Source organism: Dactylosporangium vinaceum, assembly GCF_019904175.1.
GTDB classification, from domain to species: Bacteria; Actinomycetota; Actinomycetes; order Mycobacteriales; family Micromonosporaceae; genus Dactylosporangium; species Dactylosporangium vinaceum.
Genome location: NZ_CP061913.1, coordinates 6970727 through 6980377 on the forward strand (window position 1 = coordinate 6970727; position 9651 = coordinate 6980377).

General features: G+C 73.7%; 9 protein-coding genes. 3 read left to right on the forward strand and 6 right to left on the reverse strand.

The genetic code is table 11. The features are described from left to right. Nucleotides 1–2: 2 nt before the first annotated feature. The gene (locus Dvina_RS31190) at nucleotides 3–1223 is read right to left on the reverse strand and encodes a nucleotide disphospho-sugar-binding domain-containing protein (protein WP_223092895.1); all 1221 of its coding nucleotides are present in this window, start codon (nucleotides 1221–1223) and stop codon (nucleotides 3–5) included. Nucleotides 1224–1398: 175 nt separating this feature from the next. Between Dvina_RS31190 and Dvina_RS31195 the strand changes: the two genes are divergently transcribed. The 3 genes from Dvina_RS31195 to Dvina_RS31205 all read left to right on the forward strand — a co-directional run bounded on the left by Dvina_RS31195 (nucleotide 1399) and on the right by Dvina_RS31205 (nucleotide 4392). Then, nucleotides 1399–2313, forward strand: coding sequence for a menaquinone biosynthetic enzyme MqnA/MqnD family protein (locus Dvina_RS31195; protein WP_223092896.1), 915 nt, complete (start codon nucleotides 1399–1401; stop codon nucleotides 2311–2313). A 51-nt stretch (nucleotides 2314–2364) separates the two neighbouring features. After that, nucleotides 2365–3564 (forward strand): cyclic dehypoxanthinyl futalosine synthase, encoded by a 1200-nt coding sequence (gene mqnC / locus Dvina_RS31200; RefSeq protein ID WP_223092897.1) that lies wholly within the window; start codon nucleotides 2365–2367, stop codon nucleotides 3562–3564. Between the two features lie 63 nt (nucleotides 3565–3627). Beyond that, nucleotides 3628–4392, forward strand: a complete 765-nt coding sequence (locus Dvina_RS31205) for an NAD-dependent epimerase/dehydratase family protein (RefSeq protein WP_223092898.1) — start codon at nucleotides 3628–3630, stop codon at nucleotides 4390–4392. A 103-nt stretch (nucleotides 4393–4495) separates the two neighbouring features. On the opposite strand, the gene Dvina_RS31210 is transcribed toward Dvina_RS31205, so the two are convergent. From Dvina_RS31210 to Dvina_RS31230, 5 genes are read right to left on the reverse strand one after another with little or no spacing between them, the layout of a single operon-like run. Then, nucleotides 4496–5683, reverse strand: a complete 1188-nt coding sequence (locus Dvina_RS31210) for a macrolide family glycosyltransferase (protein WP_223092899.1) — start codon at nucleotides 5681–5683, stop codon at nucleotides 4496–4498. Next, entirely contained in the window at nucleotides 5680–6654 is a 975-nt protein-coding gene (locus Dvina_RS31215) for a hypothetical protein (RefSeq protein ID WP_223092900.1), read from the reverse strand. Before Dvina_RS31215 ends, Dvina_RS31210 begins: the two co-directional genes overlap by 4 nt. A gap of 4 nt (nucleotides 6655–6658) precedes the next feature. Beyond that, complete coding sequence (locus Dvina_RS31220) at nucleotides 6659–7606, reverse strand: hypothetical protein (RefSeq protein WP_223092901.1); 948 nt, start codon at nucleotides 7604–7606, stop codon at nucleotides 6659–6661. Next, nucleotides 7603–8871: an activator-dependent family glycosyltransferase gene (locus tag Dvina_RS31225; RefSeq protein WP_223092902.1), complete on the reverse strand. Its 1269-nt coding sequence runs from the start codon at nucleotides 8869–8871 to the stop codon at nucleotides 7603–7605. The genes Dvina_RS31220 and Dvina_RS31225 overlap by 4 nt, the downstream gene beginning before the upstream one ends. A 21-nt stretch (nucleotides 8872–8892) precedes the next feature. Then, entirely contained in the window at nucleotides 8893–9648 is a 756-nt protein-coding gene (locus tag Dvina_RS31230) for a thioesterase II family protein (protein WP_223092903.1), read from the reverse strand. Nucleotides 9649–9651 lie beyond the last annotated feature (3 nt).

Here is a 9651-nt window from a genome sequence, read left to right on the forward strand (position 1 = left end):
CGTCAGGCGGCGGCGAGCTTCTCCAGGCGGGCCAGGACGTCCACGGGGGACGGCCGGTCCTCGGCGGCCCGGCGCAAGTCGGCCGCGGCCCGCCGGTGGGCCGGGTCGGTGAGCAGGCCGGCCGCCGCGGCCCGGATCGACGCGACGCTCACGGCCGGGCCGGGCACGTGCCGGGCGGCGCCCGCGGCGGCGGTGCGCTGCGCGGTGCACGCCTGCTCGCTGGCGAACGTGAGCATCAGCTGCGGGGTGCCGGTGGCGATCGCCGTCATGGTGCTGCCCGAGCCTCCGTGGTGGACGACCAGATCGCACTGCTGCAACAGCGGGTGCAGCGGGCAGTACTGCAGCACCCGCGTCCCCGGCGGCACGTCGCCGAGCGCGGCGGCGTCGGCCCGGGTCGCGGTGAGCACGATCTCGACGTCGAGGCCGTGCAGGGCCTCGAGGATGTGCGGCAGCGCGTAGGACCGCGGGCCCGTCATCGTGCTCAGCGCGGTCGACCAGGTCACGCAGACCCGGGGCCGGTCGATGGCGGGCAGCGGCTCCGGCGGGGTGCCGGGGCCGTTGTAGGGCACGTACCGCACCGGGATCCGCTCGGCCCGCACCGGCGGCGCGATCGCGTCCGGGCACGGGTCAAGCGCGTAGCGGACCAGGTCCGGGCTGAACGGGCCGGCGCCGTGGCGCTCGAAGGAGCCGCCGAGGTCGGCGGGCAGCAGCCGGAACGGCGACGCGGGCTCGTGCGTGCCGACCGGCCCCCACAGGCCGAGCACCGCGGGCACCCCGAGCACCAGCGCGGCGAGCAGGCCCTCCGTGCTGACCGGGTCGTGGATCACCAGGTCCGGCCGCCACGACCGGGCGTAGGCCACCGCGGCGTCGTGGCTGCGGGCGGAGCCGGCCGCATACCGGGCGCCGTCGGTGCGCGCGTACGCCGCGGTGTCGAAGTCGGCCAGGGACGCCATCGCCGCGCCGGTGACCGGGTGCAGCGGTGTCCACGGGTAGGGCCAGTCGCCGTCGAGGGCTTCGCGGACGTACGACAGTCTGTTGTGGACGGACACCTCCATGCCGTCCAGGATCGGCACCGCGGGCAGCCCGGCCCCGGCGACCGCGTCGCGCTGCGAGGGCATGCACAGCACCCGCACCTCGTGCCCGGCGGCGCGCAGCGCCCAGCCGTAGGGCACCAGTGCGGCGTAGTGGGTCGGCCACGAGGAGACAGTGAACAGCACGCGCATCGGGACCTCCTGGTCGGTTGGGCCGCCCTCAGGATGCCGCCGGGCCTGCACCGCGACGGCGCACCGGCGTCAAGAACCGGGAAACACCCAGACTTGACGTGCATCGGGGCCGCAACAGTGGTCGCGCGCGCGGCGGTGATGGATAGTGACCGCATCGTCGACCCGGGGAGTGCACATGCCAGTTTCGCCCGGTACCGCACCGGCTTCCGCGCACGGCCGCGGCGCGGTGCTCGCACCGGCCCGCCCCGCCCGGCCGCGGGTCGGCCACATCGACTTCCTCAACTGCGTGCCGCTGTTCTGGGGCCTGGCCCGCACCGGCGCGCTGCTCGACCTCGACCTGCACCGGGCCACCCCGGACCGGCTCAACGACGCGCTGGCCGGCGGCGCGCTGGACATCGGGCCGATAAGCCTGCTGGAGTTCCTGCGCCACGCCGACGACCTGGTCGCGCTGCCCGACATCGCCGTCGGCAGCGACGGCCCGGTGATGTCGTGCCTCATCGTGAGCCGGGTCCCGCTGGAGGAGCTCGACGGTGCGCCTGTCGCGCTGGGCTCCACCAGCCGCACGTCGGTGCGCCTCGCCCAGCTGCTGCTGCACGAGCGCATCGGGGTGCGGCCGCAGTACTTCACGGCCGAGCCGGACCTCGACGCCATGCTGCGCGACGCGCCCGCGGCCGTGGTCATCGGCGACGTCGCCCTGCGCGCCGCGCTCACCGAGGCCGAGCGGCTCCGGCTGCACGTCTACGACCTCGGCGCGATGTGGCGCGAGTGGACCGGGCTGCCGTTCGTGTTCGCGGTGTTCGCCGCGCGGCGCGACTTCCTCGCGCGGGAGCCGGAGACGGTGCGCCGGGTCCACGCGGCCTTCCTGGCCTCGCGTGACCTCTCGCTGCGGGAGGTCGACGCGGTCTGCGAGCAGGCCGCGCGCTGGGAGCCGTTCGACGCCGTGACCCTGCGGCGCTATTACATGACAGCCCTCGACTTCAGCCTCGGCGATCGGCAGCTGGCCGGCATCGCGGAGTTCGCCCGGAGGGTCAGCGACGCCGAGGCCGGGTTCCCGCCGGACGTCGACGTGCGGCTCCTGCCGCGAGCGTGAGCCGGACCGACCCGGCGCACGGCAACCATCGTCACTCCCGAAAGGCTCGACATGGCCAGATCTGTCAACACGCTGCTCGACCAGGCCGCTGCCGGTGAGCGCATCAGCGCCGAGGAGGCGCTGGAGCTGTACCGCCACGCACCGCTGCACGCGCTGGGCGAGGCGGCGGACGCGGTGCGCCGCCGGCGCTACGCCGGGGTGGAGCACATCGCGACGTACATCATCGAACGGAACATCAACTACACGAACGTCTGCGTGACGGCGTGCAAGTTCTGCGCCTTCTACGCCCCGCCGAAGAGCGACAAGGGCTGGGAGCGCGACCTGGACGACGTGCTGCGCCGGTGCGCGGAGACCGTCGAGCTCGGCGGCACCCAGATCATGTTCCAGGGCGGGCACCACCCCGAATACGGGGTGGAGTACTACGAGCGCATGTTCGCCGCCATCAAGCAGGCGTACCCCATGCTCGTCATCCACTCGCTCGGCGCCTCCGAGGTCCAGCACATGGCGAAGGTCTCCGGTGTGACGCCGAAGGAGGCCATCGAGCGCATCCGGGCCGCGGGCCTGGACTCGTTCGCCGGCGCCGGCGCCGAGCTGCTGCCGGCCCGGGCCCGCAACGCCATCGCCCCGCTGAAGGAGAGCGGCGAGCGCTGGCTGGAGATCATGGAGATCGCGCACAACCTCGGCGTCGAGTCGACGTGCACGATGCTCATGGGCACCGGCGAGACCAACGAGGAGCGCATCGAGCACCTGCGCATGGTCCGCGACGTGCAGGACCGCACCGGCGGCTTCCGCGCCTTCATCCCGTACACGTACCAGCCCGAGAACAACCACCTCAAGGGGCGCACGCAGGCCACGCCGCTGGAGTACCTGCGGATGATCGCGATCGCCCGGCTGTTCTTCGACAACGTCAACCACATCCAGGGCTCCTGGCTGACCACGGGCAAGGAGATCGGCCAGCTGTCGCTGCACTACGGCGCGGACGACCTCGGCTCGGTGATGCTCGAGGAGAACGTGGTGTCCTCGGCCGGCGCCAAGCACCGCAGCAACCTGCTGGAGATGATCCACCTGATCCGGGCCGCGGGCCGGGTGCCGGCCCAGCGCACCACGACCTACGAGCACATCCGGGTGCTCGAGGACCCCGCCGACGACCCGGTCGACGACCGCGTAGTGTCGCACCTGTCGTCCATCGCGGTCGAGGGCGGTGGCGTCGTCGAGTCGCGGCGGATGCTGAAGGTGACACCGGTCGGATGAGCCACCCGCGTGGCGGCCGAGGCGCCGGCGTGCGGCCGGCGCCCCTCCGGTGGAGAGGATGACATGCAGATCGTCGGCAATGGCTTTCTCGCCAGGAACCTGCGCGAGGCGTTCGGGGACCGCTTCCCGGCAGTGACGGCGTTCGCGGCGGGGGTGTCGAGCACCTCGGTGACCGACCCGGTGCAGCTGGACCGGGAGGCCGAGGCGCTCTACGACGCCCTGCGCCGGTGCCGGGCCGAGGGCAGCACGCTGCTGTACTTCTCCACCGCCTCCTTCGCGATGTACGGCACCACCGACACCCCGGCGACGGAGGACGGGCCGCTGTACCCGCCGTCGATCTACGGCCGGCACAAGCTGGCCCTGGAGGCGTGCGTGCGGGCCGGCGGCGGCCCGCACCTGGTGCTGCGCCTGGCCCACGTCGTCGGCCCGTATCAGCGGCCCCACCAGCTGCTGCCGGCGATCGTCAAGCAGGTGTGCACCGGCACCGTCACCGTGCACCGCGGCGCGCACCGCGACCTGCTCGACGTGCGCGACCTCGTCTACGCCATCGACGGGCTGCTGAGCGCGGACGTGCGCGACATCGTCGTGAACGTGGCCTCGGGCCGCCCGTGGCCGGTCGAGGACATCATCGACGGCGTCGCGAAGCGGCTGGGCTCGGCGCCCGACCGCACCTACCGCGCCCGGCCCGTCTCGCGCACCGAGGTCTCGCTGGCCCGCCTGCACGCCCTCGTGCCGGGCTTCGCCGGCGGCGCCCCGGCCGGCGACGGCTACCTCGACATGCTCCTGGACCGCTACGTCGACCGGGCCGTGACCGCCGCGACGCACTGAGGCCGGCGCGCCTGGCGCCGGCCTCCTGTCGCTGCCGCTACCTGTGTTGCCGTTGCCCGTGTTGCCGCTGCCCGTGTTGCCGCTGCCCGTGTTGCCGTCCGGCTCAGCCGCGGGCGGTGGCCGGCAGCGCCTGCTCGACCACGTCGGCCGCGAGCGCCGCCCCGCCACCGGCCCGCAGCGCGGCCTGCATCGCGGCCACCCGCTGCAGGGTCTGGGGGTCGTGGGCGAGGGCGTCGACCGCGGCGCGCAGGGAGGCCGAGTCGAGCTCGTCCGGCGACAGGACGCGCCCGATGCCCAGCTCCTGCAGCCGCCGCCCGTTGACCAGGTGCTCCGGGGTGTGCGGGACGACCACGACCGGGCGGCCGAAGTACAGGGCCTCCAGGATGCTGCCCATGCCGCCGTGGCAGACCAGGACGGCGGCGTGCGGCAGGACGGCCAGGTGCGGCAGCCACTCGTGGGTCTCGACGCTCGGCGCGCTCAGCCCCGCGGCCAGGCGCTTGCCGCGTCCGAGCGTCATCACCACGTGCCAGGCGCCGTCGGCGAACGCCTCGGCGCACATGTGGAACACGTGCTCGCGCTCGTTGGACTCGGTGCCCATGGAGACCAGGGCCACGGCGACGTCCGGGGACGGCGGCGACCAGGCGACCGCCGGTGGCGTGGCCGGCAGGCAGTGCCCGACGAAGGTGTAGCGCTCGTCGAAGGTCTCGCCCTTCGGCTGCAGCGCGCGCGGGAGCAGTACCAGATTCCGGGTGTCCTGCGGCGCCATCATCGCCCACTGGGCGTCCGCGTCGGGCTCGACCTCGGCCAGCACGCGCAGGATCTCCTCGACGCCGTGGTGCACGGCCGGGGAGTCGGGGTCGAAGATCTCGGCGTGCAGCGACCACTGCTCGTTGGAGGCCAGGTACGGGAAGAACTGCAGGGTGGCGCTGCCCCACTCGCGGGCCAGGATGCGGGCGGAGACGAAGCTCTCGAACTCGTACACGATCAGGTCCGGCGGGTCCGCGGCGAACCCGGCCCGGGCCGCCGGCAGGACCTCGCCTGTCGTGTAGCCGAGGATGTCCAGGCCCAGCTCGGTGATCTGGTCGGCGTCGACGTGGGCGGCGCTGAGGCGGCGGCGGGTGGCCGGGAACGTCAGCAGCGACGCGCCGACGGCCTCGACGGCCGGGGCGTAGTCGGGGCTGAGGACGTATGTCACCCGGTGGCCCCGCTCGACGAGGAGCCGGGCGACCTCGAACGTCGGGTTGACGTGGCCGTAGTCGGGGAAGATGAAGAACGCGACGTGCCGGCTCATCGGACCCTCCGCGGCGGCATGACGGCACCGGTCTCGAAGATGCCGGCGGTGACGGCCGGCAGGTCGGCCGGCGACTCGATGTGCACGACCGGGAACGGGAAGTCGATCCAGCCGCGGGGCAGCGACGGGCCGAGGACCAGGCCGAGGCGGGTACGGTGGCGGCGCATCTCGGCGCTCATGGCGTCGATGCGGATCGTCTCGACCGCGTTGCGGCTGAACATGTCGGCGACCTCGGCCGCGGTGCTCAGCGTGCGCTGCTCCAGCGCGGAGCACAGCGGCAGGACCGGGTCCTTGATCGCGACCTCGGCGATCAGCGGGGCGATCGAGGCGCGCACCGCCTCGCGCAGCGGCGTGTGCACGGCGACGGTGTTGAGCTCCTGCAGCTGTACCGAGCCGACAGTCGTCTCCGCGGCCAGCCGCTCCAGGCTCTCGCGGTACCCACTCAGCAGGAGAATGCGGAACTGCCCGGTCGGATGGGTGCCGAAGTCACCGGCCAGCCAGACGCCGTCGCGTTTGGGCTCGACGAGCAGCTCGATGTCGTCGTCGACGGGCAGGAACGCGACGGCGACGCCCTCGGCGGGGCCGGCCGGGTCGCGCGGGCCGATGTGGTCCATGCGCATGAGTAACTCGAAGACGGAGCGGCGGGGCAGCGCGCCGGCCAGGCAGCTGCTCACCATGGAGCCGAGGCTGAGCCCGCCGACGGCGGCCGGGTGGATGCCGAACTGCTGGCCGAGGACGTCGTGGATGCCGATCATGGCGGCGGCGAGGGCCACGGAGCCCTGCCGGGAGCGGGTCTCCGGGTCGGCGTCGGCGTCCTCGCGGCGGCGCAGCAGCAGGTCCTCGTCGAGGCCCGTCCACTCGCCGACCGAGGCGTAGAGGCGCTGCATGCACGGGTTGGCGGCGTGGAACTCGGCCACGCCCCGGGGGTCGTAGTTGAGCAGGTTGGTGCCGAAGATGAATGCGATGCTCACGGGTTCAGCCCTTCAGACTCTGCAGTGCCTCGTGCTCGCCGACCGCGGCCACGGCCTGGTCGACGTGCTCGGGCGCATCGACGTACACGACCGGGAACGGGAACTCGAATCCGTCGCGCGGCAGCGTGGGGCCGAGCACGACCCCGAGCCGCACGCCGAGGCGGCGCATGCGGTCGCTGAGGTGGTCGGTGCGCACCGGCTCGACGACGTTGCGGCTGAACTCGGCCCGCACCAGCGCCGCGCTGTGCAGCTCCCGGGGCTCCAGCGACGAGCACATCGGCACCACCGGATCGGTGAAGTCCATGGCCGCGGTGCGCCGGGCGACCTCGTCGCGGGCGCGGTGGCGCAGCGGGCAGTGCACGGCGACGTGCTCGTCGCTGAAGACGAAGTACTCGGCCGGGTAGCCGGCGGCGAGCTCCTCCAAAGCGTCGCGGTAGCCGCTGAGCAGCAGCATGCGAAACGCCCCGCTGGTGTGCATCCCGAAGTCGCCGCCGAACCAGACGCCGGGGCGGGTGCCGTAGAACTCCTCGTAGGTCTGGCCGAGTGGCAGTACCGCGGCCACGCACCCCTCGGGCCGGGCGGGGTCCTGCGGGCCGTCGTCCTCGGCGGTGCCGGCCAGCAGCTCGACGACCTGCCGGCGCGGGGCGGCGCCGGCCAGCGCGGCCGCGACCATGGCGCCGAGGCTGATCCCGCCGACGACGGCCGGGCGCACGCCGCGCTCCCGCAGGACGTCGGCGATGCCGAGCATGGCGGCGGCAAGGCCGAGCGAGTTGGTGCGCGCCCGGACCGCGGGGTCCTCGCTGCCGCGGACGAGCAGCTGCGGGTCGTGGCCGCTCCACTGCCCGACGCTTGTGTAGATGTCGCGCACGGCCGGGCACTGCTCGTACAGGGCGATGAGGCCGGCCGGGTCGTAGTTGAGGTTCTTCTGGCCCAGGATGAACGCGACGCTCATGGTTGGCTCCAGCCGGGTAGGCGCGACTCGGCGGCCAGCCGCTCGAGCTCGCCGACGATCGCCGCGGGCGCCGGGCGGCCCGTCGCCTCCCGCCGCAGCACGTCGGCGCCGGCGGCGAAGCCGGGCTCGCTGACCAGCCGGTGGACGGCGTCGCGGATGCCTTCCGCGGTCACCGCGTGGTGCGGGATGAGCAGGCCGGCCCCGGCGTCCTGCAGCCCGGTGCCGCGCAGGATCTGGTCGGCCACGGCGGTCGCCACGAACAGCTGGGGCACGCCGTGCACGAGGGCGGTGGCGTAGCTGCCGAACCCGCCGTGGTGGATGAGGGCGGCGCAGGTGGGCAGCAGCGCGTGCAGCGGTACCGACGAGACGACCCGGGCGTTGTCCGGCACCGTGCCGAGCTCAGCGGCCTGGGCCGGCAGCAGTGCGGCGACCACCTCGACGTCGAGGTCGGCGAGGGCGTCGAGGATCGCGCCCTTGGAGACGTAGTCGCCGCCGTAGCGCTCCGTGTTCGCCGCCCCGAGGCTCAGGCAGACGCGGGGCCGCGCGGGCGGCTCGGCGAGCCAGCCGGGCACGATCGCCGGGCCGTTGTAGGGCACGAACCGCACCGGCACCCGCCGCACGTCGGACGGCACCGAGAGCCGCTCGGGCAGCGGGTCGAGGGTCAGCTGGCCGGTGACGAGGTCCTCGCCGAACGCGCCGCCGAGCTTCTCGGCGTGCCCGCCGAGCCACTCGGCCATCGGGTCCTGGCGCTGCGCCTCGGGCTGCTCGTCACGCAGCTTCGCGAACAGCTGCCGCTTCATCACCCACACGTCGGCGAAGCACATGGAGCGCACGTGGGCGGCCCCGCTGGCCCGGGCGGCGATGGCCCCGGCGTAGGTCAGCGGGTCCCAGACGACGAGGTCGGGCCGCCACTGCCGGGCGAAGGCGACCAGGTCGGGGATCATCGGCTCGTTGTAGTACGCGAAGCCCCAGGCGCCCATCTGGGCCCGCTCCAGCTCCTGGGCGTAGGTCAGCCGGGCCGGGTCGAGCTCGCTCCAGTCGACCGACTCGACCTCCTGCGACTCGCGGTGCTGGGCCATGGCCGAGCTGATGTTGCTGTCGTCGCCGACTCCGACGGCGGTCATGCCGGTGCGGGCGATCACGTCGGTGAACGCGGGCGAGCTGGCCACCCGGACCTCGTGCCCGGCGGCCCGCATCGCCCAGGCGATCGGGGTCATGCAGAACAGGTGCGACTTCTCCGGCAGCGTGGCGAACAGCACCCGCATGGCGGCTCCCTCCAACGAACGTTATGCGGAGCGCAGCGACGCGCCGACGAGGGCCAGGACGGCCGAGATGTGCTCGGCCAGGAAGAAGTGGCCACCGCCGTAGACGTGCAGGACGCTGCGGGCGGCGGTGTGCTCGCGCCACGCCTCGGCCTCCTCGACGCTCACCTTGGGATCGTCGTGGCCGGTGAGTACCGTGACCGGGCACTGCAGGAGCGGACCGGCGCGGTACTCGTACGTCTCCGCCGCCTTGTAGTCGTTGCGGATGACCGGCAGCACCATCCGCAGCAGCTCCTCCTCGGCGAAGACGCGGGTGTCGGTGCCGCTGAGCGAGCGCATCTCCGCGATGATGCCGTCGTCGTCGCGGCGGTGCACCGACTCGTCCCGGGTGCGCGACGGCGCCCGCCGCCCGGAGGCGAACAGGTGGGCCGGGCGGCGGCCCTCGGCCTCGAGCCGGCGCGCGACCTCGAACGCGACGGTGGCCCCCATGCTGTGGCCGAACAGGGCGAAGGGCCGGTCCAGCCACGGCCGCAGGGCCTCGGTGCAGCGCTCGGCGAGCGTGTCGATGCTGTCGATGAGGGGCTCGTGGCGGCGTTCCTGGCGGCCCGGGTACTGCACCGACAGCACGTCCACCGCCGCGCCGAGCCCGGCCGCCATCGGCAGGAAGTACGGCGCCGAGCTGCCCGCGTGCGGGAAGCACACGAGCCGGACCGGGGCGTCGTCGTGCGGGTGGTACCGGCGCACCCAGGCGTCGACTGTGGGGCTTGTCGCGGTGGTCATCGA

Bases quoted from the DNA above. Each gene is read 5' to 3' on its own strand.
- mqnC (WP_223092897.1), top strand. From the start codon at position 2,365: ATGGCCAGATCTGTCAACACGCTGCTCGACCAGGCCGCTGCCGGTGAG.
- Dvina_RS31210 (WP_223092899.1), bottom strand. From the start codon at position 5,683: ATGAGCCGGCACGTCGCGTTCTTCATCTTCCCCGACTACGGCCACGTC.
- Dvina_RS31230 (WP_223092903.1), bottom strand. From the start codon at position 9,648: ATGACCACCGCGACAAGCCCCACAGTCGACGCCTGGGTGCGCCGGTAC.
- Dvina_RS31220 (WP_223092901.1), bottom strand. From the start codon at position 7,606: ATGAGCGTCGCGTTCATCCTGGGCCAGAAGAACCTCAACTACGACCCG.
- Dvina_RS31190 (WP_223092895.1), bottom strand. From the start codon at position 1,223: ATGCGCGTGCTGTTCACTGTCTCCTCGTGGCCGACCCACTACGCCGCA.
- Dvina_RS31225 (WP_223092902.1), bottom strand. From the start codon at position 8,871: ATGCGGGTGCTGTTCGCCACGCTGCCGGAGAAGTCGCACCTGTTCTGC.
- Dvina_RS31195 (WP_223092896.1), top strand. From the start codon at position 1,399: ATGCCAGTTTCGCCCGGTACCGCACCGGCTTCCGCGCACGGCCGCGGC.
- Dvina_RS31205 (WP_223092898.1), top strand. From the start codon at position 3,628: ATGCAGATCGTCGGCAATGGCTTTCTCGCCAGGAACCTGCGCGAGGCG.